General features: G+C 34.4%; 22 protein-coding genes and 1 tRNA gene. 14 read left to right on the plus strand and 9 right to left on the minus strand.

All coding sequences use genetic code 11. From position 1 onward, the window contains the following. Positions 1-241: 241 nt before the first annotated feature. Positions 242-312, minus strand: a tRNA-Gln gene (locus ACR1PO_RS07335). A 375-nt stretch (positions 313-687) separates the two neighbouring features. Here ACR1PO_RS07335 and der point away from each other — a divergent pair. Then, on the plus strand, positions 688-1998 hold the full coding sequence (der, locus tag ACR1PO_RS07340) for a ribosome biogenesis GTPase Der (protein WP_002976791.1): 1311 nt from the start codon (positions 688-690) through the stop codon (positions 1996-1998). Positions 1999-2147: 149 nt separating this feature from the next. Beyond that, on the plus strand, positions 2148-2798 hold the full coding sequence (gene upp, locus ACR1PO_RS07345) for a uracil phosphoribosyltransferase (RefSeq protein WP_041461610.1): 651 nt from the start codon (positions 2148-2150) through the stop codon (positions 2796-2798). Positions 2799-2800: 2 nt separating this feature from the next. On the opposite strand, the gene ACR1PO_RS07350 is transcribed toward upp, so the two are convergent. The 3 genes from ACR1PO_RS07350 to ACR1PO_RS07360 all read right to left on the minus strand — a co-directional run bounded on the left by ACR1PO_RS07350 (position 2801) and on the right by ACR1PO_RS07360 (position 6058). Further along, positions 2801-3487 (minus strand): alpha/beta fold hydrolase, encoded by a 687-nt coding sequence (locus ACR1PO_RS07350; protein WP_332385456.1) that lies wholly within the window; start codon positions 3485-3487, stop codon positions 2801-2803. Between the two features lie 103 nt (positions 3488-3590). Further along, complete coding sequence (locus tag ACR1PO_RS07355) at positions 3591-4244, minus strand: ComF family protein (RefSeq protein WP_332385457.1); 654 nt, start codon at positions 4242-4244, stop codon at positions 3591-3593. Positions 4245-4579: 335 nt separating this feature from the next. Then, positions 4580-6058, minus strand: coding sequence for a helix-turn-helix domain-containing protein (locus ACR1PO_RS07360; protein WP_433986335.1), 1479 nt, complete (start codon positions 6056-6058; stop codon positions 4580-4582). A 126-nt stretch (positions 6059-6184) separates the two neighbouring features. Here ACR1PO_RS07360 and aceB point away from each other — a divergent pair, with 126 nt between their 5' ends. From aceB to ACR1PO_RS07375, 3 genes are all read left to right on the plus strand, one after another. Next, positions 6185-7759: a malate synthase A gene (gene aceB, locus ACR1PO_RS07365; RefSeq protein WP_433986336.1), complete on the plus strand. Its 1575-nt coding sequence runs from the start codon at positions 6185-6187 to the stop codon at positions 7757-7759. Positions 7760-7884: 125 nt separating this feature from the next. Next, the gene (gene aceA / locus ACR1PO_RS07370; RefSeq protein ID WP_433986337.1) at positions 7885-9165 is read left to right on the plus strand and encodes an isocitrate lyase; all 1281 of its coding nucleotides are present in this window, start codon (positions 7885-7887) and stop codon (positions 9163-9165) included. Between the two features lie 110 nt (positions 9166-9275). Continuing rightward, positions 9276-9848 (plus strand): OmpH/Skp family outer membrane protein, encoded by a 573-nt coding sequence (locus ACR1PO_RS07375; RefSeq protein WP_374462919.1) that lies wholly within the window; start codon positions 9276-9278, stop codon positions 9846-9848. Between the two features lie 88 nt (positions 9849-9936). Here the strand turns inward: ACR1PO_RS07375 and ACR1PO_RS07380 are convergent, their stop codons facing one another. The 5 genes from ACR1PO_RS07380 to ACR1PO_RS07400 are packed head-to-tail and all read right to left on the minus strand — an operon-like array spanning position 9937 to position 15928. After that, positions 9937-11175, minus strand: a complete 1239-nt coding sequence (locus ACR1PO_RS07380) for a condensation domain-containing protein (RefSeq protein ID WP_433986338.1) — start codon at positions 11173-11175, stop codon at positions 9937-9939. A gap of 7 nt (positions 11176-11182) precedes the next feature. After that, positions 11183-11719: a hypothetical protein gene (locus ACR1PO_RS07385; protein ID WP_433986339.1), complete on the minus strand. Its 537-nt coding sequence runs from the start codon at positions 11717-11719 to the stop codon at positions 11183-11185. 2 nt (positions 11720-11721) lie between these two features. Next, a complete protein-coding gene (locus ACR1PO_RS07390; protein ID WP_433986340.1) occupies positions 11722-12627 on the minus strand; it encodes a DUF6734 family protein in 906 nt (301 codons plus the stop codon). A 21-nt stretch (positions 12628-12648) separates the two neighbouring features. Next, positions 12649-14256 (minus strand): glycosyltransferase family 9 protein, encoded by a 1608-nt coding sequence (locus ACR1PO_RS07395; protein WP_433986341.1) that lies wholly within the window; start codon positions 14254-14256, stop codon positions 12649-12651. A 13-nt stretch (positions 14257-14269) separates the two neighbouring features. Beyond that, on the minus strand, positions 14270-15928 hold the full coding sequence (locus tag ACR1PO_RS07400) for an ABC transporter ATP-binding protein (RefSeq protein WP_433986342.1): 1659 nt from the start codon (positions 15926-15928) through the stop codon (positions 14270-14272). Between the two features lie 142 nt (positions 15929-16070). Here ACR1PO_RS07400 and ACR1PO_RS07405 point away from each other — a divergent pair, with 142 nt between their 5' ends. The 9 genes from ACR1PO_RS07405 to ACR1PO_RS07445 all read left to right on the plus strand — a co-directional run bounded on the left by ACR1PO_RS07405 (position 16071) and on the right by ACR1PO_RS07445 (position 22870). Next, a complete protein-coding gene (locus ACR1PO_RS07405; protein ID WP_433986343.1) occupies positions 16071-17891 on the plus strand; it encodes a S41 family peptidase in 1821 nt (606 codons plus the stop codon). Beyond that, complete coding sequence (gene flmA, locus ACR1PO_RS07410; protein WP_433986344.1) at positions 17888-18034, plus strand: FlmA family RiPP peptide; 147 nt, start codon at positions 17888-17890, stop codon at positions 18032-18034. Before ACR1PO_RS07405 ends, flmA (ACR1PO_RS07410) begins: the two co-directional genes overlap by 4 nt. A gap of 35 nt (positions 18035-18069) precedes the next feature. Beyond that, positions 18070-18213 carry a FlmA family RiPP peptide gene (gene flmA, locus ACR1PO_RS07415; protein WP_332384975.1) on the plus strand — a complete coding sequence of 48 codons (144 nt, stop codon included), beginning with the start codon at positions 18070-18072 and terminating at the stop codon, positions 18211-18213. A 38-nt stretch (positions 18214-18251) separates the two neighbouring features. Continuing rightward, on the plus strand, positions 18252-18395 hold the full coding sequence (flmA, locus tag ACR1PO_RS07420; RefSeq protein ID WP_332384976.1) for a FlmA family RiPP peptide: 144 nt from the start codon (positions 18252-18254) through the stop codon (positions 18393-18395). Positions 18396-18431: 36 nt separating this feature from the next. Then, complete coding sequence (gene flmA / locus ACR1PO_RS07425; RefSeq protein WP_332384977.1) at positions 18432-18578, plus strand: FlmA family RiPP peptide; 147 nt, start codon at positions 18432-18434, stop codon at positions 18576-18578. A gap of 36 nt (positions 18579-18614) precedes the next feature. Beyond that, positions 18615-18758 (plus strand): FlmA family RiPP peptide, encoded by a 144-nt coding sequence (flmA, locus tag ACR1PO_RS07430; RefSeq protein ID WP_332384978.1) that lies wholly within the window; start codon positions 18615-18617, stop codon positions 18756-18758. Positions 18759-18822: 64 nt separating this feature from the next. Further along, positions 18823-20268, plus strand: coding sequence for a FlmE/OhkG family radical SAM/SPASM peptide maturase (locus ACR1PO_RS07435; RefSeq protein ID WP_433986345.1), 1446 nt, complete (start codon positions 18823-18825; stop codon positions 20266-20268). An 11-nt stretch (positions 20269-20279) separates the two neighbouring features. After that, positions 20280-22190 carry a S8 family serine peptidase gene (locus ACR1PO_RS07440; protein WP_433986346.1) on the plus strand — a complete coding sequence of 637 codons (1911 nt, stop codon included), beginning with the start codon at positions 20280-20282 and terminating at the stop codon, positions 22188-22190. 23 nt (positions 22191-22213) lie between these two features. Beyond that, a complete protein-coding gene (locus ACR1PO_RS07445) occupies positions 22214-22870 on the plus strand; it encodes a hypothetical protein (protein ID WP_433986347.1) in 657 nt (218 codons plus the stop codon). Positions 22871-22874 lie beyond the last annotated feature (4 nt).

Below are 22874 nucleotides of genomic sequence, written 5' to 3' on the forward strand. Positions count from 1 at the left end.
TTTCGGACACTCACTTTTTTTATCTGATCTGAGATATAGATAATTGGTAATGTATGATTATTTTGGCAGTAATGGGCATTATTTCCGTAGCTAAAATACAATCAGATTAAAATAGATTCAATCGGGTTCACTCCAAGAGTTTTTTAGAAAGACAGTGACCAAAATCGTGACCAAGTGACCAAAAGTGACTAAAATAAAAAAGCAACTTGCTGTAAATTAGCGAGTTGCTTTTATTTGGTTGTAGACCCACAGGGATTCGAACCCCAGATGACTGAACCAAAATCAGTAGTGTTACCGCTACACCATGGGTCTGTTTCTATGCCGCGAAATTATAGAATTTATTTTAAATATGAAAATCAAAATTAAAGATTCATTAACATAATTACTAAGATGACAGCTTTATGTATTGATATCCAAAGAATTATTTTTTAATAAAATTTTAAAAAAATCTTATCTACCCATGAACAGTAGGTTTGTGGATTTTACTTGCTCAATTTGATGAGTAGGGGTTCACTGTAATTTTTCCCTTGAATAATAATACTCCAGCCTCCATCTTCCTGCTTCCATCCTTCAAAGTTCAGTTAAATAATAAAACCTTATCTTTGCAAAAAAATTGGGCTCCAAAAGTTGGAGTAACCCATTAATAACATATCCTGAGCACAGCAAAGGAGTATTAAACATTTTTTTATGTCAAATATTGTTGCAATCGTTGGACGTCCCAACGTAGGAAAATCCACGCTTTTTAACCGTTTATTAGAAAGGAGAGAAGCCATTGTAGATTCTACAGCCGGTGTTACCAGAGACCGTCACTACGGAAAATCAGACTGGAACGGAGTAGACTTTACCGTAATTGATACCGGAGGGTACGATGTAGGTACAGATGATATCTTTGAAGAAGAAATCCGTAAGCAGGTACAGTTAGCAGTAGATGAAGCCACTTCTATTATCTTTATGATGAACGTAGAGGAAGGGCTTACTGATACCGACCACGAAATTTACAGACTTCTCAGAAGATCCAACAAACCGATTTATATTGTTATCAATAAAGTGGACTCTGCGAAAGAAGAACTTCCTGCTACTGAATTTTATCAGTTAGGAATCGATAAATACTATACACTTTCTTCAGCTACAGGTTCCGGGACAGGAGATCTGCTGGATGATATCGTTAGAGATTTTCCAACCACAGAATATAAAGATCCGTTTGAAGGGCTTCCTAAAATTACCATTGCAGGCCGTCCGAATGTGGGGAAATCTACCTTGACAAACGCTTTACTGGATGTTGAAAGAAATATCGTAACTGATATTGCAGGAACAACAAGAGACAGTATTCAGACTTTGTATAACAAATTCGGACACGAGTTTGTATTGGTGGATACAGCAGGGATGAGAAGAAAGTCCAAGGTAAATGAAGACCTTGAGTTCTATTCTGTAATGAGATCTATCCGCTCCATTGAATATTCTGATGTAGTGATCATTATGGTAGATGCTACACAGGGATGGGAATCTCAGGATATGAACATCTTCGGACTAGCTCAGAAAAACAGAAAAGGAATTGTAATCCTTGTTAATAAATGGGATTTGATCGAGGACAAGCAGACCAATACAATGCGTGATTTCGAAAAATCAATCAAAGATAAAATCGGTCAGTTCCAGGATATTCCAATCCTGTTCGTTTCAGCTTTAACGAAGCAAAGAATTCTAAAGGCTGTAGAAGTAGCTATGCAGGTTTATGAAGACCGTAAGAAGAAAATTAAAACTTCAAAGCTGAATGAAGTAATGCTTCCGATTTTTGAAAATACACCGCCGCCGGCTTTGAAGGGAAAATATATTAAAATCAAATATTGTGTTCAGCTTCCTACGCCGTCACCGCAGTTTGTATTTTTCTGCAACCTTCCGCAATATGTGAAAGAACCGTATAAAAGGTTTACTGAAAATCAGTTGAGAAAAGAATTCGGGTTTACCGGAGTTCCGATCGAAGTATATTTCAGACAAAAATAATAGGAACAAATGTTCATCAAAGTCTCCGGCAAGCTTCGCTTGCCGGAGACTTTATTTAATAACACACTTAACCTGATCTTTCAATTCGTTTTTTAGTTGTAATTTTGCAGGAATTAATTCAATGAACTGAAATTAAAAATATAATTTTCATGCTTACTATTTTATCGCAACATTTTTCTCTTGTCAACGAATGGATCAACGAACTTAGAAACGTTAATATCCAGCATGACCGGATGAGATTCAGAAGGAATATGGAGAGAATCGGGGAGATTGCCGCTTTTGAAATCAGTAAAGGACTGGAGTACAGGGAAATTGAAATTCAAACTCCTTTAGATACGATAAAAAGCAGGGAAATTGCTGTACAGCCTGTCATTACTACTATTTTAAGGGCTGGTGTTCCGTTGTTTGAAGGAATCCTCAATTATCTGGACAGAGCAGACTGTGGTTTTGTGGCAGCTTACAGAAAACATGATGCCAACGATTATTTTTCAATCAAGCAGGATTATCTTACTTGTCCAAGTATTGAAAACAGACCTTTGATTGTTGCAGATCCAATGCTGGCGACAGGAGCCTCTTTAATTGAAGCCATCAAAGATTTGCTGACTCATGGAAATCCAACCCAGCTTCATATTGTAGCAGCTATTGCTTCAAGGCAGGGTGTTGAAACCATTCAGAATGCCTATCCTGAAGCTCAGATCTGGGTAGGAGCTATCGATGAGCATTTAACTTCTAAAGGGTATATCACTCCGGGACTGGGGGATGCCGGGGATTTGAGCTACGGAGAAAAACTTCAGCGGTAATTTTAAGAAAGGTTCCAGAAATCTTTCATTAAGCTTAACAATAAATCAGGCCGTACTTTATCCATGGGATGTTTGGTATCCGGGAGTACGGCTAATTTTGCATCAGGAAGGCTTCGGTAAACATGTGCGCTTTCCTCGATAGTAACCATATTGTCTTTATCTCCCACCATAACCTGAACCGGGATATTGATCGTAGCAAAATTATTTTCCAAAGGAGGGTTTTTGCCCAGATCAACCATTAATGCAGCAATAGCAGGAAGAAGTTCTTTCCATTTTGATCCATGTTGTGATTCTAAAAGCCGGGCATACTGAGGAACTTTCTCAAGAATGACATCAGGATTAAGCATTTTACTTTCTTTTAAAGCCTGCTCTTCAGTCCATTCAAACTTAGTTCCCAGGGTCATAACAGAATTTACATTTTCAGGATTTTTCATAGCATAGCAAAGTGCTATATAGCCTCCCATACTGTGTCCGAAAATTGATACATCCGCCAGGTTATTCACTTTACAATATTCCGAAAGTTCCTGCGTGTACTTTTCAATACTGACACCTTCTGTTGGCAGTTCGTTATTTCCATGACCTGAAAATAAAGGGGTGTGCACTGTAAAATACTGAGAAAGTACATTCAGATAAGGCGCGAAAATATCGCTGTGTCCCAGGGCTCCGTGTAATAAAAGCAGATTTGGCATAGCTGTTTAATTTTCTGAAAATTAGCGAAAAGAATTGAATGGTGAAAATAGACTGAGTAAACAGAGCTTAAATATAACCCGTATCCCGAAACCCGCATCTCCATCATATATCCACCGCCATCACCAAAACACTTACCTTATTGTCTCCGGCATTTAGAATCTCCCATGCAACCGATGAAACTGTATTGCCCGTAGTGAAAACATCATCAATCAGAAGAATATGCTTTCCGGTAACAGGCCGGGTGATGGAAAAAGTATTGACCGTTTCCAATCTGTGCTTCTTATCTTTTAAGGCCTGTGCTCTGGAATAATAATTTCTCCTGATTAATTCATGATCAAAAGGTATGTGATAAAATTTAGACAAAGTTTCAGTATATAAATGAAGCTGATTGTATCCCCGTTCTTTCAGTTTCTTTGGATGAAGCGGTACACTTACCAAAAGATCAGGATGGTCGTCTTGAAAATCCAGTTGTTCTGTAGTCCAGTCTGCCAGAATTCTTCCTGTTTTTTCCCGGCTTCTGTATTTTAGTTCATGAATAATCTTGCGGCTTAAGCCTTCTTCCTCAAACTGTATCAGTGCAAATGTGTTCTCAACAGGAAAAAATAAACTGCATTTTTCCTTTATCGGATTATTTCCAAAATAATGGTAATGGGTAAAATGAATCTGGCTGAAGCAAAGATCACAAACCAAAAGTTCAGCATCGATGATTCTGTTGCAGTGAATGCAGCGGTTGGGAAACAGTATATCTAATATCATAGTGTTTTTACTAAGATATAAAATTATTGTCAGTTTTTGCTTCGCAAAGTCAATGGTGAATAATTATTACCGTTAATATTCGCAAGTTTTGTTAGCTAATTTATATTGTTCGCAAGGATATTTTATCTGATAAAGGAAAAATTTTCGTTGCTGGGCGAAACGCCTTTGTGGCCAAACACTGTAAAACAGTATAAAAAACTTTGCGAATTTTGGGTTTGATATAAATAAGTTATCCGTAGATTTTAAACAATACATAAATCCGGATCACACATCTCGAATCCCGCACCGTACATAAAATTCACAGCGAAGCGCATTGACGATTCACTATTCATCCATCAATTTTCAAATCTCTTCCTGATTTTCTCCACAGAACTCTTCATGCTTATGTTAAAATGCTCCTTTTCCAGCCTTACCGGCGGAGCTTGCCTTACTTCACAGTCTGCAATACTGCAGGATTCACAGGTAACACCTACATTGATGGTTTTTAAAGAAGCAGACTTGATAAAACCTATTTTTTTTATGGTTTGAGAATTCAGTAAAATGCCCAGGCAATAACTTCTGTTGCTTCCATCTGAAAAAGGGTTTTTTTGTGAAGTGGAAATCACCAGATAGCTTATTCCCTGATCTTTATAATGAGAAATCTGAGCGTCGGTTAAAGTTTCATTTTCCTTTAAATGATCAAGATTTTTCACAGCAATCCATCTTCTGCAGTAATGTTCATTGGTGGCATTGGCGTGAGGAGCCTGCTGGTGGTTAAGGTGAAGCTCCTTTAAAATCTGGATTTTATCAGAATTTTTCTTTTTTACCAGGCATAAATAAAACAGGTCTTTAATACCCATTTCAGCAGAAAGAATATTGGTCAGCCGGTAATAAAATGTTTCGGGAGAGTGGGTGAAGCTGTTGATAAGGTTTTCAAAATTTTCCGGCTCCCATTTGCTTTGCTGGAAAAATTCAGAGGTTTTTTCGATAACAGGCTCTTTAGAAATTAATAAAGCGCCCGCAAAATAAGATGCATAAAAATTATTCAGATTTTCTTCAAAGCTCCCGAAATCAAGCCATGAATATGTATTGGGCCGGTTTTTTAATTCCAGTACATTGAATCCAATTTCTTTAGCAAGAATGAATGTTTTCTGATCTTTTTCCAGTTTTTGATTCAGCAGTAAGAGTTTTTTCTCAGGAATAAAAAGTGAGCGAAGATTATCCAAAGTGCCATATTTTTCAAAGTCTTCAGATTGAATCTTGTAACCAAACTTTTCTCCAAGAATTTTTTCCAGAATGTCAGGCTTTAAATTTTTCCCGGCCTCCAGCTTATTTTCCTTCGTGAATAAACTTACTTTTTCTTCAATTTCCGGAAAATAATTATCATACAATTCCTGAAACGATCTTAACACGGCAAAATAAAACCTTTCTTTTCCAAGATTATAATTCTGTGAAATTTCAATCAGCGCATTGATAAAAGCGGTTACTTTTTTGGGTGCATCACTGATAATACTGATGAGGTTATTTTTGTTGATCCCGAACAGTTCCAACGGAACTTCCTTAAAGAAATCAGATTGCAGAATTTCATTGAAAGGAGCGAGGCTTTTATCAAGCTTGGTAGAAACCAGATCATCAAATGTGCAGCTCAGCGCTTCAGAAAGCTGGATGATCTTATCATGCTTTGGATATTTCTTACCATTCTCGATTTCATTAAGATAAGATTTTGATAATCCTGTCTTTACAGCAAGATCCTGCAAAGACCAGTTTCTTTTCTGTCTCTGCTGTTTCAGTTTTAGTCCGAAAACTGTTTTGATAAAGTCGCTTTCTGAATTCATTACCCAAATATAAATAAATAGATGCGATTATTCGCATAATAATTTTTTAATAAATTTAGCGAACGTTCGCTATTTGTGAAAATTTTTATTTATGTTTGTAACATCAAATCACAAAATCAATATGTTATGGAAACCAAGACTCAATTAGAAATAAAGGCTCAGAAGCAATTTGAAGCATTTTTCACTCCGGATCTGGTAGATTTTCTGATTGCCCTTCATCAGAATTTCAATCATAAAAGATTAGAACTTTTAGAAGAAAGAAAAAAAACACAGCAGAAATTTGACCAGGGAAAGCTGCCCGTATTTTTAAAAGAAACAGAAGCTGTCCGGAAAGGAAACTGGGTATGTGCAACACTGCCGGAAGACTTGCTGGACAGGAGAGTGGAAATTACCGGACCCGTTGACCGTAAGATGATTATTAATGCGTTGAATTCCGGAGCTTCTACATTTATGGCTGACTTTGAAGACAGCAGCTCGCCGGTATGGGAAAATTGTATCCAGGGACAGATTAATCTTTCTGATGCTATTAGCAGAACCATTGATTTTGTCAACGAAAAAGGCAAAGCTTATACCCTTAATGAAAAGACTGCTGTTTTGCAGGTTCGTCCCCGGGGTCTTCATCTTCCGGAGAAACATATTGAAATTAACGGAGAGAAGGCTTCCGGTTCCCTGATTGATTTTGGAATGTATTTTTTCAGAAATGCCAGGACGCTTATAGAAAAAGGAAGCGGTCCTTATTTCTATCTTCCAAAGCTGGAACATTATAAAGAAGCCCGCTGGTGGAATGATGTTTTTGTTTTTGCCCAAAATTATCTGGGTATTCAGGAGGGAACAATCAAAGCTACAGTTTTAATAGAAACCATTACCGCTTCATTTCAGATTGATGAAATTTTATTTGAATTGAAAGAACACAGTGCCGGCCTTAACTGTGGCAGATGGGATTATATTTTCTCTTATATTAAAAAGTTCAGAAATCTTCCTGAATTTATTGTTCCGGACAGAGATCAGGTGACGATGACTTCACCTTTCATGAGCGCTTACTCAAAAAGAGTCATTGAAGTTTGTCACAAAAGAAATGTACATGCGATTGGCGGGATGGCCGCTCAAATTCCTGTAAAAGATGATGAAGAAGCAAACAAACAGGCTTTTGAAAAAGTAAAAAGCGATAAGGAAAGAGAAGTGAAAAATGGGCATGACGGAACATGGGTGGCACATCCTGCATTAGTTACTGTGGCTAAAGAAGTTTTTGACCAATACATGCCTTCAAAAAATCAGATCGATAAAAAATTTGAATATCATATTACAGAAAGCAGTCTGCTGGAAATTCCCAAAGGTGATATTACCGAAAAAGGAGTTCGGAAAAATATCAATGTAGGAATTCTTTACCTTGAAAGCTGGCTGATGGGAACCGGTGCCGCCGCCATTTACAATCTGATGGAAGATGCGGCTACTGCAGAGATTTCAAGAACACAGATCTGGCAATGGCTGAAAAATGAAGCCGTTTTAAGCGATGACAGAACGTTGACCCGAAATATGGTTTTACAGTGGGAAAAAGAAGAAATGGATCATATTGAAAAATATGTAGGGGAAACCCGTTTCAGAAACGGAAAGTTTAATCTTGCCAAAGAGCTTTTCAATGAGCTGATCTTTTGTGAGAATTTTGAAGAATTCCTGACGCTTAAAGCATATCCTTTTATTTAGTAAAAATATTGGTTGCTGGTTTTATAGTTGCTGGTTGAAGCCGGATCATCAATTTAACAGTAACAATATAACCAGTCTCTGGCAACAAATTACTTGTAAATCTAATCAAACAAAATCCAAATATTATGAAAACAAGACAAGAACAAATCAGGGCTATTGAGCAAGATTGGTTGACAAACCCACGCTGGAACGGCATCAAGAGGCCATATACAGCAGAAGAAGTTCTGAAACTTCGCGGTTCTTACACCATAGAGTATACGATAGCGACAGAAATGTCAAAAAAATTCTGGGATAAATTAAATAACCAGGATTACGTAGCAGGGCTTGGTGCATTGACTGGTAATCAGGCAGTGCAGGAAGTAGATGCCGGCCTGGAAGCAATATATCTTTCAGGATGGCAGGTGGCAGCAGATGCCAATTTATCAGGAGAAATGTATCCGGATCAGTCACTATATCCGGCAAATTCAGTACCTGCTGTAGTAAAGAAAATTAATAATGCTCTGTTGAGGGCAGATCAGGTACAGTCTGTAAACGGAACCGGTAATAAAGAGTATTTAGTGCCCATCATTGCAGATGCAGAAGCAGGTTTTGGAGGTAATCTGAATGCTTTTGAGCTGATGAAACAAATGATTGAAGCAGGAGCAGCATCTGTACATTTTGAAGACCAGCTCTCCTCAGCAAAAAAATGCGGGCATTTGGGTGGAAAAGTACTGGTTCCTACTCAGGAAGCTGTCAATAAACTTATTGCAGCGCGTCTGGCTGCCGATGTATTGGGAGTTCCAAGCCTTATTATTGCAAGAACAGATGCTGATGCTGCGGATTTACTGACTTCAGATATTGATGACAGAGATAAAAAATTTGTAACAGGAGAAAGAACTTCAGAAGGGTTTTATGTAGTAAGAAACGGAGTAGAGCAAGGGATTGACAGAGGTTTGTCCTATGCACCTTATGCAGACCTGATCTGGATGGAAACTTCAAATCCTGATCTGGAGCAGGCAAGAAGATTTGCCGAAGGAATTCATGCAAAATTCCCTGGAAAGATGCTTGCTTATAACTGTTCTCCATCATTCAACTGGGCAGCAAAGCTGAGTGTAGAAGAAATGTCTTCCTTCCGTGAAGAGCTGGCAAAAATGGGATATAAATTCCAGTTTATTACTCTGGCAGGATTCCATGCTTTGAATACTGCGATGTTTGAACTGGCTCTGGCTTATAAAGAAAGAGGAATGGCAGGATATTCAGAACTTCAGGAACGAGAGTTTGCCTTACAGCAGAAAGGATTCAGAGCAGTGAAACATCAGTCTTTTGTAGGAACCGGATATTTCGATGAAGTACAGAATATTGTTACAAACGGTTCTTCAGCTACGGTAGCGATGAAGGATTCTACAGAAACCGCACAATTCCATTAGTCATTTTTCCATATTTTTTTGATGTTAAACCTTCTCTGTTCTGGGAAGGTTTTTCTGCATCATAAATAATCAAAAATTGAGTTATATTTGGGGACGAAAAATTATTAAAAATGAATTTAATCAAAGTACTTTTTATTACATTAGGATTAACACTTACTGCAAATGCTGCAAAAGCCCAACAGAAAATCGGAAGCGTGAATACTGATGACATTTTTGCAAGTTTATCCGAAGTAAAAACAATAAGTGCAACTGTGGATAACCTGACAAAAACCAAGCAGACTGAAATTGAAAAATTGATCGGAGATTATCAGACTAAGCTGAAAGCAGCACAGGATAAAGAAAAAACTCTTAGCGAAGCCAACAAAGAAGCAGTCACTAAAGAACTGATTGCTGCACAGACGGAATTACAGGGTCTTGGTAAAAAAATAGAAGAATCAAGAGCCCAGGCTGCTAAAGATATTTCTGCAAAACAAAATGAATTGTTTACTCCATTGCAGCAAAAAGTAAAAGCTGCTATTGCTGCTGCCGCTAAAGAAAGAGGGATCAATTATGTTTTCGATATTGCATCTCAGGAAACCAATAACCTTGTTTACAACGACGGAAGTGAAGATATCACGGCGCTTGTGAAAAGTAAATTGGGTGCTTCAGCAACAACCGCTAAGCCGGCTGGGAAATCCAAATAAATTTTGTATACCGAATATAGGAACGGAATCAGAAGACCTGATTCCGTTTTTTTATAATAATTTTAAACCTCATGATAAAATATAAAATTTAGTGATTATGTAATAACAAACTTTCATTCTGAATGTTAATAGCGAACAGATCTTTAAATTTAGAGATCTCCTCTTTGCTTATTTTATTTTCATCAAACAGCCATCTGCATAGTAAATATCCGTTGCTATATAAAATAATATTGGGCTCAATGTCTCCTTTTAAAATAGCGGCACCGTAAAATGATGCATTGAAAGAATAGGAAGTTTGCGTATATTCGGCTTTTGTTTTGCTAAAATTCAAAAATATAGGCGTAGAATTTTCTTCTAAATAGAGTTCATTTAAATTATACATTGAATAATTGAAGATAGGTCTTCTGTATGAATTAAAAAGCTCTTTGTTTACAGTGAGATAATCTATGTTTTCAGAATTTGAAGAAATAACTCCTTCTGCAGTTAATTGCCCTATACAATTATTAAAATTAGGATGAGCAGAATCTCTAAACAAAAAGCCTATATGATGGCTTTTATCTAAAAAGGTTTTTTGAGTTTTTAGCAAAGCACATATAACCAGGCTCTTTATATTGATATGGCTTAATCTGTCCATATCTAATTTTACCAGTGAGTCAGTAGTAAGTGATTTTTTTTCTTTTAGATAATAGTGATACTGGAGATTGCATATGCTTTTTATCCATGAATATTCACTACTTTTATCAATATTATTTTCAAATCCATGATTGAATTTTTGTTCAAAAAAAGAATAATCACTATTGAATTTTTGAAATAATCCTGAGTTCCTTTTACTGCAATAGTCATCAAAGCTATAGAAATGAAATGCGTATTCCGGATTTATATACTTTTTTATCAGATTCTCTTTAATTTTATCGAGGCAGTGTCTGTCACATATGATATGATTGATACAAAGGAAAACATAACTTATACTAGCGATATTAAAAATAAATAGCTTGATAAGGGGACTGGATAAATCTGAATATCTGTAATCATTATGAAATGAATCAAAAAAATGATCAATTCTTGTATAATCATCCACATTAAAAATTTTGACAGTAAATAAAGAAACCGGAAGAGTATTTCTAAGGATCAACCCATCATTATTTCTTACAAAAATTGTTCTTAAAATAGACTGTTCATGTAAAAGTTCGAAATAAACCTTTTTAAATTTAGTGATATCAAAATTCTGAAAATCAAGTCTAGCCACCATCCAGGTACTCCCTAAAGCAGAGTACTTATGGTAATCCTGGATTTGTTTTAGAAAAGGAAGTTTTTCGCCATCTTTCAAGGTATACTCATTCATTCTCAGGAGCTATTATTAAATACTGTTTTAGGAGGAAAGATTTTAAAAGATCTATTACCAGGGCACTTTTGTCATTCTCAATTCCTGCAATCTGTTCTAGGCTGAAATTTTTATATTGTAATTTTAATTTTTTAAGCTGTTTATCGTTCTTATGTAAATAAGAAGGAACATAATGAAAATAATTGAAAGGAATAAAATTGGGCTGCAGGATAATATCATTTTCAGCATTATCCACTGCACCATTTTCTGCTATGCGGGATTCTACAAAAATCAAATATGGGTTTACCTGAAGCTTCAATTTTCCGAATGTATTATTATCATATTGAACTGCCTCAATACTGTTTTCAATATGTTTTCTTTCAAAATTTTTAAATTCCTCAAGATCAGATTGAGATTTAATAATATTATCTTTCTCAACAGCTTTTTTAAGCTCCTTAAGCAGATTTCTTACCACTATCATATTAGGGTTGGCATGAAGAAGCTTCAAGCTTATTTCATCTGTAAATAAATCGTATTTGAAATCACTCATGTCTAAATCTTTTTATCATTGATGAGGTTGGTAATTTTTTCATGGTAGTAAGGGAATTCTTTCCACAGATAGTAGGATACAAGTTTAGCATTATTATATGCTAGTTTATATGCACCGAGTAAATGGATATAATGAGTTCTATGAGCATTGTGAAAATTGATAAGTTCTTGAAAAATATGTTCTTTAGGCTTAAGGTTGTTAATAAGAACTTCTACATCAATGTTTTTTTCTCTGGCCATGCATAAAAATAGATATTGCTCAAAAAAACAAGGGAATGCATTTTTATTAACTGAAAATTCTACATTTTCAAGTGCATTAATATTTTTATCTACTATTTCTCTGGCTAATTTTGCATATTCCTTAAAAAATGAAATATTATTTCCGCCAATAATACCTGCATTATATTGAGAGGCATCACCGGTTTTTTTATAATATGACTCTATAATTTCAGGGACAAATTCAAGACAGGAATATAATTCTTTTAAATTTCCTTCGTGATAACCCGTATCCTGTTCTAGCTGTTGGGAAATAAGCTCTCCTTTTTCAATTCTGTCCGGGAATTTTTCCCAGATAAATACATCGGCATCAGCATGGATAAATGGTTCCTGCTGTATTTCAAAAGCATATATTTTTCCCAGTGCCCAGATGTTTTTGGGATTGGGATAGGTGTCATTTAATTCATCCAGCTTAAGTGATACACTGTCGTAAGGAAGTTCTAAAGTATCAATTAATAATTCTTTTCCTACTGTATCTGTAACAAGCTCAACATTGTAGAATTTTTTAAACCGAAGGCAGCTTAATGCCCAACTCATATAATTAAATGTTCTGTGGCTCCATCCACCGGAATTTAAGAAGAACAGATCTCGGGAATGGTAAGGTTTTGACCAAAAACTTTGGACTATTTTCATGGTTTGTTAGTAGTTTTTTTATTAATTAAGAAGTGATAGGATATGTTCAGGTTCAATACCTGAGACAGGTAAATAACAGCTATGGAACTCTTCAATATCTAAGGGGATTTCATGTAATTCTTTCAGTAAAATTAAATCATTTTGTTTAGTGGCAGCAACACAGGTGACCATAGCACCTTGCCACCAGTAACGGGGATGATAATTTTTAGCATCTATCCCAGTACCACAATATACAATTATTGATGGAATCTGATGTTTATTTCTTCTTTTATTATTTAGCAATTCTAAATAAATTCCGTTAGCAAGGTGCATCATTCCGGTACATGGTCCAATAATTGAGAAAATTCCAGAACTTGCCATAATAGCCATTTCTTTTCTTATATTCAGACCATTGACCGATATAATCCTGTTGTATTCTGATGATGTCAAATGAGATTCTAGTCTGTTTCTTTTTCCCGTATTCTCATAATCAAAAAGAATTATTTGGTTTTCAGGGGTGGCTAAAATTAATTTGATTAATGCTAATGTTTTAGCAAAATCTAGTGTCTTCTCAGAATATGATGACTCATCAAATACAATAAAAAGCTTGTTTCCTTTGCAATATCCATTCTTTGCTATCCAGTCTTCAGCAGCATCTATTTCTTCATCAGATAAATATATTTCTTTATGAGTTTGCTTTTTAAGCTGTTTAATGCTTTTAATTTTTTTCTCAATTCCCAGGTTGTCTTTAAAAAAATGATTGATATCCCAGGGATGAGCTATTCTAAGATTGTTGAACTCAGTATTCGGAGCAAACCGGTAGATTTTTTTGTCAGCTAATGTGTCAGAGTTTTGTTCATAAAACTTTAATAGTGGTAAAATTGAATTCTGATGACAAATAATGGTATCAAAGGCATGGAGGTTCAGGGTGTCCCAGTTCAAAAGAATTATATTCATTTCAGGAAATGGGTTCGAGGTGAAAATCTGAATAGCTTTTTTATAGAAAAGAACATTTCCGCAGGCAATCGTAATTGTGCTGTCTGTTTTGGATTGTATCTGTCTTATTGATGAAAGCCACATATGGGTGTCTCCAATGTAAAACTGCCTCAGGTGATCATCCAGAATTATTACATTTTCTATAGGTTTGGCTTTATTGATATTGTTTCTGCTGATTATTTTCTGAATACTTGCAGGCAAAAGTGTTTCCTGTTCAAGGGGCTGGCTCCGGATTTCTTCTGCTTCATAAATATAGATGAACTCTTTAATCATTGATGCAGGAAAATATACCATGTTGGGTATTATCAGGTCTTTATCTGCTTTGAAAATTTGTTCCCATTCCTCCCTTAAAATTTCCAGAGAAAAAATGGTATCATATTTTTTATAGTTAAGATCTTTAATCTTTTTGAAAGTAATTGTAATATTTTTACTTATTGAGGGCGAAATTCCGGACTTTTCAATAATCTCTTGCAATAGTCCTGTTCTGTCATTGATTGTAAATTCATTTTGAGGAGACTCTAAAATAGTATAAATAAGTGATCTGATGATTCTTAAATCAATTTCTCCGTTAAGAACAAGATAATTTGAGTCAAACGATAAAAGTATTCTTTCATCATTTTTAATATTAGAAAAGAGATTCTTAAAATTTGACATATTAAAATTTGAGTTAATGTAATTCGGTATTGGTTACTATATTTTTACGAATATTGAGGATTGTTTTATCCTGAACTTTATAGACAGCATCCAACTCGTCCAGTAGATTATGTCTATGAGTGACAATAATAATGATAGAATCTGAATATTTTCTTTTTAAGGTTTCTACAATTTTCTTTTCCAGCAAAATATCCAAAGCAGAGGTTGCCTCATCAAAGATAATAATTGACGGCTTCTTTAATAAAGCTCTGGCAATAGAAACTCTTTGTTTCTGCCCATCAGAAATAACAGTAGTATAATTACTGATATTTGTCTGCAGTCCATCTTTCTTTTCGCTGATAACATGAATTAATTCAGCATCTGAAATGATTTCTTCTAAAAGACTGGATTTCGGTACTGGAGAACCATAAGAAATATTATTTTCTATAGTATCATTGAATAATTGATTTTCTCTTTCTATCAAAGCAATATGTTGTGACCAGTTATCAAAATATTCAATATTTCTGTCATTACAAATAATATTGCCGGTACTTGGCTTTTCCAGCCTGCAGAGTAAATTAATTATTGAACTTTTCCCACTTCCGCTTTCTCCAATAATCCCATACACTTTTCCCTTTTCAAAGGTGAAATTTAAATTTTCTAAGATGGTTTTATTGCCATAACAAAAGGAAACGTTCCTGAATTCTATTTTGCTTATAGAGGCAGTATCTGATATTTGAATATTCAGTGAATTCGCTTTAATCTCGTCAGGATTTTCATTACTGATATGTCTGTAAATTCTTTCCATAGAAACTCTTGCCTTTTCAAAATCATTGTAACTGTTTGATAGGCTTATTACCGGGTTATAGATTCTGTTCAGATACTGGATGAATGCAATCAGGGAACCTACTGTCAATTCAGATTGGAATACCATCTTACCACCCACTAATAAAACGATTACAGGACCTATAGCTATAAAAAATGTTGTGGTATTTTTACTGAAGGCATTGTACAGAGAAGCTTTTATACTTACTTTAATTAATTTTTCGTGCATTCTTGTAGCTCTTCCCTTCTCATAATCTGCTGTTCCGTAGGAGAGTATCACTCTTATATTGTTGATGCAATTCATAAGATAATCATAGATCTTACTTTCCTCTACCTGAATTTCAGAAAAGGTTTTCCTTACATATGGAACAAACAATTTTAAACAGATAATAATAAGAGGAATAATAGTTAGGCTAACCCATGTTAATTTTACATTTAATGCGAAAAGCATAAAAAGTACACTGACAACGGTAAATAAATTGTTAAGAAAAGCCAGCACCAGAGAAGACATCATATTCTGAATATTCCCGATATCATTGGTGAGTAAGAAAACAATTTCTCCGGACTTATTTTCACGGAAGAAGTTTAAATTCTTTTTTAAGATTTTACTGAACACATCTACCCTAATATCTGCAATGATATCTTTACTTATTTTTGTATAGGCTATATCTGACAATATGCCTATACCAATTCTTATAATATAAATTAAAACTAAAATACACAGCGTACTAATCAGGTAGCTATACGTTTTGTGAGGAAAAATATCATCAATAATGATTTTGAGGACATAAGGGGATGCCAAAGAGCAGACGCTGCTTATTATCATTAACAGGAGCAGAGCTACCTGTAACTTCATATGCGTCTTCATAAAGGATATAAAGTATTTGAACATTGAAATGGTTAAAAGTTTAATAAAACAAACTTAAAATTTTTTTTTTAATTTTAATTTCATTATTCTTGTGTAATGTTTTAGATTTTTTTAATACATTTAACAAAAACAATAACCTTTAATGAAATTCATCAGATTAACCGTGATTTGCTGTGCATTTCTCTTTTTTCATGCTGTAAGCGGACAGATTAGGGCATATTATAAAAGCGAAATAATAACACCCCTGTATTCTGTTATCAGTAAAGAGAAAAATTCAAACTTTTTCTTTCCTGTATATAATAACTTTCCAAGTAAAAATATATCATTTAAGGTAACTGCAAATACCACAATATCTATTCCTGATGATATTAAAAATCAGTTTAAAGAACCAGTTTCCTTATCCTACAGATATTACACTAAGAATATAGAAAAGATCCGTATTTATATAATAACCAATGACAATCAACGTAAAGAATTAAATACTATTACTCCGGCTGAAGGCTATGGATATCCTACAATTACAAGCTTGAATCTGGATCAGGATAAATACCCGAAAGAAATTGAAATTCAGTTTGATGTTAAAGAAAAAGGACTCCCTTATGATTTGATATTTTCATCTTTGGATCTGGTGAATTATAGATTGAAAGATGAAATTTCACCATCTGCTGTTTTTCAGAAAAAACCATTTGATAATAACCAATACACAAATCAATATTCATCTACGCCATTTCAATCTAATGGAGAATTAGCATCTTTTCCTGAAAAAGTGACCAATGAAATTTTCAGAGGCCGCATAGAAGTTGACAATATTGGAAAAACTGATAGTAAGGAATTATTAGCAGAAACATTGTTGCTTTTATTGGAAGATTATCCTTTTTATGATGTTAAAAAAATTAATAAAGATGAATATTTAAAAGTAAGCAAGCTTTACTTTGATAAGAACAAATATTTATCAAAATGTGAATTTATAGATTCTGCAAACAGTTATTTCAAACGTACTATTAATGATCCACATTTCAAAATAGGGTCTGTTTGTGAAAAGCCCAAAAAAATAAGTCCGGTATACACTTATCCGATAGGAGGGAAGTATATTGTTTCTGCAGTATTTGATCCAGAACTGCGTGAAAAGATTCCGGTTGGAAGCTCCTTGCTGAAAATAAACGATCATATTCTTACGAAGAATATGAATTATAAGGAAATTAATGATGAATTATTAAAACAGCCTGTTAAAAGCTATATGAACCTTGAATTTAGTAAGCCTTCAGGAGAAGTTGCTAATGTTTCTTACTTTATTAAAGATAAATATGAAATACCGGATAATTTTAAACCGAAGAATCTTTATATAAAAAAAATAAATGATTACTGGACTTACTTTAAAATTAATAAAATTACTTACGATCTGAATATAGCCTACCTCAATAATTTTAATCTAATTAATGAGTCAAAGGGATTATTGCTGGATTTAAGAGGATGTACCGGAGGAGACTTTTTAGCAGCATCACAGTTCCTTTCTTATTTTATCGGGGAAAAATTTGTTTTTTTTAACTATGGTTATGACAAGGCAGATAATAAAAATGCTGTGATCGTAAACGGTTCAAAGGATACATCCTACAATTATAGCAGAAAAGGAAAAGTTATTTTACTGGTAGATGCGGATACAGCATGTGTTGCAGAAATGATAGCCTACGCACTATCGAAATATAGAAAAGAGACCACTCATATTGTAAGTAAAGACAAGCATACTGCAGGAGCATTATCCTTTGCATATGAGATTCACTTGCCGGACGGAATTACCATAACAACCAATGCTCTTGGAAGCAAAAGAAAGATATTTTTAGATGAAAAAATCATCGAAGAAAAAGGAATAGAACCAGATGTATTTATCCAAATACAATCTGTTGAAGATTTACAGCCCTATAAAGATAAAGTGCTTGAAAAAGCCATATCAAATTTTTTATTATGAAAAAAGAATTAGTAAAACCAAGTCCTGTTAAGGAAAGAGCAATGAAAGAAGTCGAGTCACTTTGTGATGGATTTACGTGCTCCAATTTTTCTAACAATCCGCCTACTGTCGATACAGGAAAGGATGTAGAAATTTTGTTCTAAACTAAAACCATTGTTTAACAAATTAAATTCATTTTATGAAGAAAGAATTAGTAAAACCAAATTCTATTAAAGACAGAGTAGCTAAAGAAGTGGAATCACTTTGTGACGGATTTTCTTGTGGTACGTTTTCTCATTCGCCAGCAGGAGATACAGGAGACGACACAGATATTTTGTTCTAAAAACTAAAATTATTGTATAACAAATTAAATTTTTTAATATGAAAAAAGAATTAGTAAAACCAAACGCAATTAAAGACAGAGTAGCTAAAGAAGTAGAATCACTTTGTGATGGATTTTCTTGTGGTTCATTTGCGAGCTGGCCTACTGGTGATACAGGAACAGATACAGATGTTTTGTTCTAGTACGCAATTATTGTATAACGAGTAATCTTAATTAATATGAAAAAAGAACTGGTAAAGCCAAATTCTATTAAAGACAGAGTCGCTAAGGAGGTAGAATCACTTTGTGATGGGTTTTCTTGTGCTACATTTTTGTGGCAAAGTCCTGCAGGGGATACAGGAACCGATTCAGATGTTTTATTCTAACATTAAAATTATTATTAACAAAACAAATCAAATCTTATGAAAAAAGAATTAGTAAAACCAAATTCAATCAAAGACAGAGCTGCTAAAGAAGTAGAATCTCTTTGTGACGGATTTACTTGCTCAACATTCAACTGGACACCTCAAGGTAGTACAGGGGATGATACTGATGTTCTTTTCTAAATAATAATAAATAAAATAGGGCTGTATTTATTTAATTTACGAAAATCACTAATCTATATTAATTATGTCACTAATAAAAAATAATCCTTTTAATATTTTGGTGCCTGTAGAAGAAAGAGATGAGTTTTTGTTATATAACACTCTTACGGGCGGCCTGGATGTTTTAACCTATGATGATGGCATTCAACTGAGTGGCATAGCAATGATGAAACATGCCGATTCTGACAATTACTCACAGAATTTTATCAATGATCTCTCTGAAAAAGAATATCTGATAGACAGTGACTTTGATGTTCTCAACCTACTGGAAAGAAATGTAAACGAGACCCAGTTTAAAAATGCAGGAGTCATCAATCTTACAATTGGTACTACCATTACCTGTAATATGGGGTGTTCCTACTGTTTTGAATTTGTAAAACCAAATCATACCCTTAAGGATGACAAGGTTAAAAAAGGAATTGTAGACTATATCAGCCAAATTGTTACTAACTCCGGAAAAGTCGTTCATACATTGTCTGTAACCTGGTACGGAGGTGAGCCTTTAATCAATGTCAAAGCCATTGAAGATTTATCTGTTGATCTGAGAAATCTGGCACAAAAGTTCAACCTAAAGTACGATGCTAACGTTATTACCAATGGTATTTATCTGAATAAAAAAAATGCAGACATCTTAGTGAAAAGTGGTGTCAGAACAGCCCAGATAACGATAGATGGTGCCCGGGAGGTTCATGATAGAAAAAGACCTTTGAAGCAAACAAAAGGAGAAAATTATTTTAAAATAATTCGGAATATTGCAGAAGTAGATAGTAAAGACCTGAGTTTTACCATTAGACTCAATATCGACAAGGAGGTTGCAGAAAGTATTCCAACACTACTTGATGATTTTTATGAGTACGGCATATGGCCTCAAAAAAATGCACAAATCCATTTTGATCCGGCATGGCTGAGATCTTATGAAGAAATTGATTTATCTGAAGAGGAAGGCAACAAAAGAATGAGTGTTGATGAGTATTTTGAATTTAAACAGAATTTCAGACTTGAACTGATCAAAAGATACAATAACTGGGCAGCCGGGATAAACAAAAAGACTGCAAAACTGAAATGGGACTTACCTATGTATCAGTCTACCTGCGCCACCTGGGCTTCCCCTATCAGTCTGGTAATTGATCCTAACGGCTATGTACATAAATGCTGGGAAACCATTCACGATGATTCTAAAGCACCCACCAATGTCTTTGAACCTTATGATCCTAATAGATTTCAAAAATATTCTGCCTTTAACAGATATACCCATAGCGATGTATGCAGAAACTGCAGCTATCTCCCTATTTGTGATAAAATATCATGTTCATATGAAGCCATAAAAAAGAAAGTGCCAGAGTGTACACCATGGAAGTATAAACTGGAGAATTACCTGAAAACACAATATCTGAGAATGTTTGAACAGCCTGAAACCATTACAGCTCCACAAAGAGTAGACACTTTTAACTCCGGACATTCTAATAAATAACATCAGGAATAATGACTATAGGAATTATTGATACAGGATGTGATAAAGAGCATAGACGCTTTGCCGGTTTAAATATCGAGGGGATAACTATTTACAAAAAAGAAAGTAATGAGATTATTATCATAGAAAACGAATTCTCAGACAATAAAGGGCACGGAACCGGAATCGTATCGATTATACATAAGAATTCTCCCTCATCAAAGATCATTATCGTCAAAATCGAATCATTTGATCATATAGTGTCAGAAGATTTACTGATTGAAGCTATTGAATATTTGACAAATAATACTGATGTCAAAATTTTGAATATCAGTATGGGGATTAATACCAACAGCCCATCCGCAAAATTAAAAGAAGCCTGCCAGAATGCTTTTGATAAAGGGATTATAGTAATTGCCTCTGCCTATTATAAACATGATAATTTATGTTTCCCCGCAAACTTTAAAACTGTATTGGGAGTAGGATCAGGAATTGTTAAAAGTAAAGAAAGTTTCAGATTTCTGGGATTAGATTCTTTCGTAAATGTTTTGGCTAAAGGGGGGTTCCAAAGAGTGGCTACACCAGGAAACAAATATCAATTCAGTACAGGAACAAGCCTGGCAACAGCTCATTTTACATCAATACTTGCTGAAGCGTATATAAAAGGAGAGTGGAAAACAAGAGAAGAGTTAAACAATTGGGTTTATGTACATTCTGACAATGATACAATAAGTCTTACAAAACATGATCGGTTAAAAGTCAGTCATGATGAAAGTACATCCGTAAAAGAAGAACGTACTTTTAAAGATGTTTTTACTCTTGACGAATCAGTTAAGAATTTTGCGATTTTTCCTTTTGAAGAGAAAGAAATGAAAACGTTAATTGAGTTTAAAGAAGATTTAAGCTCAAACTTAATCTTAGCCATTGGCTCACCAAGGGTCATCAAGCTGGATAATACAATAGAATTACTGAAGAAAAAGGATATTGATTTCATTACCAGATCTTTGGATTCTGAGCATTTCGATCTTTTTGATACCATTGTAATAGGGTATTTTCTTGATAAATTATCAGACGCAAACTCTTTTTTTGGCTACACACTGATCAAAGAATGTATCGTAAGAAACAAAAACTTTATCGTTTGGGATAAGGCTGTATATGATATTATTAACCAGGAGATTACCGATGGTGGATTCACATACACAGGGAAACTGTTTTTAACATCCTTTGATGATGAAAAGAAAAATTTTCTATACCGGAATACAGACTATGCTGCATTGAAAAAACCTTCTGTTTGTGTGGTAGGAACAAACAGCAGACAGGGCAAATTTACCACACAGATGATGATGAGGAAAATACTGGAAAAAGAAGGGTATAAAGTTTCACATATTTCCACTGAACCTCAGGGGATACTTCTTAATTCTTCCTGCGTTTTTCCGATAGGTCACAATGGGACCGTATCTGTAGACCTTCGGGAATGGAATAAATCATTAAGACTTTTGACTCAAAGTATTGAAGAAATTGAAGATCCGGATATTATCATCACAGGAAGCCAGGGAGGTATACTTCCTTTACACCCTGTAAATGATTCTCTGCCACCAGAAAAACTAATTTATGTAAAGTCTTTCTATCCTGATGCTATTGTTTGTACGATCAGTCCCAGCGATTCCATTGAGGTCATAAAGAGAACAGTGGATACTATAAAATCATTTGTAGAAACGGAAGTGCTTTTTTTTGTACTGACTCCATGGCAGTACAAATTTCATCATGGGTATAAAACCATTGTATCTTTTGATAAGATAAGTGAAGAAGAATATAATGAAAGATTAAATTATTATAATGAAAACCTGGATAAGAAAGTAATCAATATCAAAGACACCAGTCATCACAATACTGTAATAGAAGAAATCGTAAATTTCTTTACTAAAGAAGAAGTAGCAGTATAAGTATAAAGAAATCTAATTGTAATATGAAAATAGATATCAATAAAATAAATAACAGCTATCATGCTTTAACATATGATGATAGTGAGGTGGTTAAAAAAGATTATTTTAATGACCAGTATGGGTATAGAGGAATCCCGGTTGTTTTTAAAAAAGCATTTAAATCTGAGGATGGAAAACCAGATACTGAAAAAATTTTAAATGTCTTTAACTGCTGGCTATCTGAAGATAAAACGACAAAAACTGATATGATGTCAGAAGAGAAAGAAATGTTTTCAAATTTAAACCGCGAAGAATTTAACAAAGGTAAGTGGAATGCTTTAGCCTCCGGCAAAAGACTTTGGCTGGTATATCCGTCTGCATTTAATTCTGAAATAAGTAATAACCTCTCTAAATATCAACCGGATAACCTCGAAGATATTAACAGAAAAATTTCTGAAAATGCGATCAAACCGTTTTATGCTATCCAGGAACCTGGAGAGTTAATTTATATCCCCGGAAGCAATTATCATATGCATATTAATTTGGAAGATACCGATACATTTCAGCAGGAATTTATTAACGAAATCAACTACGACGATGTTAGAATAGCCATCAGAAAATTTAACATAGAAGATTTTAAACATCTTGAAAAAACGATCAAAAGTCAATTTGAAAAATTAAGTCAGTCCGATCTCGTATAAAGAT

This window comes from Chryseobacterium amylolyticum (genome assembly GCF_051011775.1).
Taxonomy (GTDB): Bacteria; Bacteroidota; Bacteroidia; order Flavobacteriales; family Weeksellaceae; genus Chryseobacterium.

Bases quoted from the DNA above. Each gene is read 5' to 3' on its own strand.
- flmA (WP_433986344.1), top strand. From the start codon at position 17,888: ATGAAAAAAGAATTAGTAAAACCAAGTCCTGTTAAGGAAAGAGCAATG.
- aceB (WP_433986336.1), top strand. From the start codon at position 6,185: ATGGAAACCAAGACTCAATTAGAAATAAAGGCTCAGAAGCAATTTGAA.
- ACR1PO_RS07385 (WP_433986339.1), bottom strand. From the start codon at position 11,719: ATGAGTGATTTCAAATACGATTTATTTACAGATGAAATAAGCTTGAAG.
- ACR1PO_RS07440 (WP_433986346.1), top strand. From the start codon at position 20,280: ATGACTATAGGAATTATTGATACAGGATGTGATAAAGAGCATAGACGC.
- ACR1PO_RS07445 (WP_433986347.1), top strand. From the start codon at position 22,214: ATGAAAATAGATATCAATAAAATAAATAACAGCTATCATGCTTTAACA.
- flmA (WP_332384976.1), top strand. From the start codon at position 18,252: ATGAAAAAAGAATTAGTAAAACCAAACGCAATTAAAGACAGAGTAGCT.
- aceA (WP_433986337.1), top strand. From the start codon at position 7,885: ATGAAAACAAGACAAGAACAAATCAGGGCTATTGAGCAAGATTGGTTG.
- ACR1PO_RS07405 (WP_433986343.1), top strand. From the start codon at position 16,071: ATGAAATTCATCAGATTAACCGTGATTTGCTGTGCATTTCTCTTTTTT.
- upp (WP_041461610.1), top strand. From the start codon at position 2,148: ATGCTTACTATTTTATCGCAACATTTTTCTCTTGTCAACGAATGGATC.
- ACR1PO_RS07400 (WP_433986342.1), bottom strand. From the start codon at position 15,928: ATGAAGACGCATATGAAGTTACAGGTAGCTCTGCTCCTGTTAATGATA.
- flmA (WP_332384977.1), top strand. From the start codon at position 18,432: ATGAAAAAAGAACTGGTAAAGCCAAATTCTATTAAAGACAGAGTCGCT.
- flmA (WP_332384978.1), top strand. From the start codon at position 18,615: ATGAAAAAAGAATTAGTAAAACCAAATTCAATCAAAGACAGAGCTGCT.
- ACR1PO_RS07360 (WP_433986335.1), bottom strand. From the start codon at position 6,058: ATGAATTCAGAAAGCGACTTTATCAAAACAGTTTTCGGACTAAAACTG.
- flmA (WP_332384975.1), top strand. From the start codon at position 18,070: ATGAAGAAAGAATTAGTAAAACCAAATTCTATTAAAGACAGAGTAGCT.
- ACR1PO_RS07435 (WP_433986345.1), top strand. From the start codon at position 18,823: ATGTCACTAATAAAAAATAATCCTTTTAATATTTTGGTGCCTGTAGAA.
- der (WP_002976791.1), top strand. From the start codon at position 688: ATGTCAAATATTGTTGCAATCGTTGGACGTCCCAACGTAGGAAAATCC.
- ACR1PO_RS07350 (WP_332385456.1), bottom strand. From the start codon at position 3,487: ATGCCAAATCTGCTTTTATTACACGGAGCCCTGGGACACAGCGATATT.
- ACR1PO_RS07375 (WP_374462919.1), top strand. From the start codon at position 9,276: ATGAATTTAATCAAAGTACTTTTTATTACATTAGGATTAACACTTACT.
- ACR1PO_RS07355 (WP_332385457.1), bottom strand. From the start codon at position 4,244: ATGATATTAGATATACTGTTTCCCAACCGCTGCATTCACTGCAACAGA.
- ACR1PO_RS07395 (WP_433986341.1), bottom strand. From the start codon at position 14,256: ATGTCAAATTTTAAGAATCTCTTTTCTAATATTAAAAATGATGAAAGA.
- ACR1PO_RS07390 (WP_433986340.1), bottom strand. From the start codon at position 12,627: ATGAAAATAGTCCAAAGTTTTTGGTCAAAACCTTACCATTCCCGAGAT.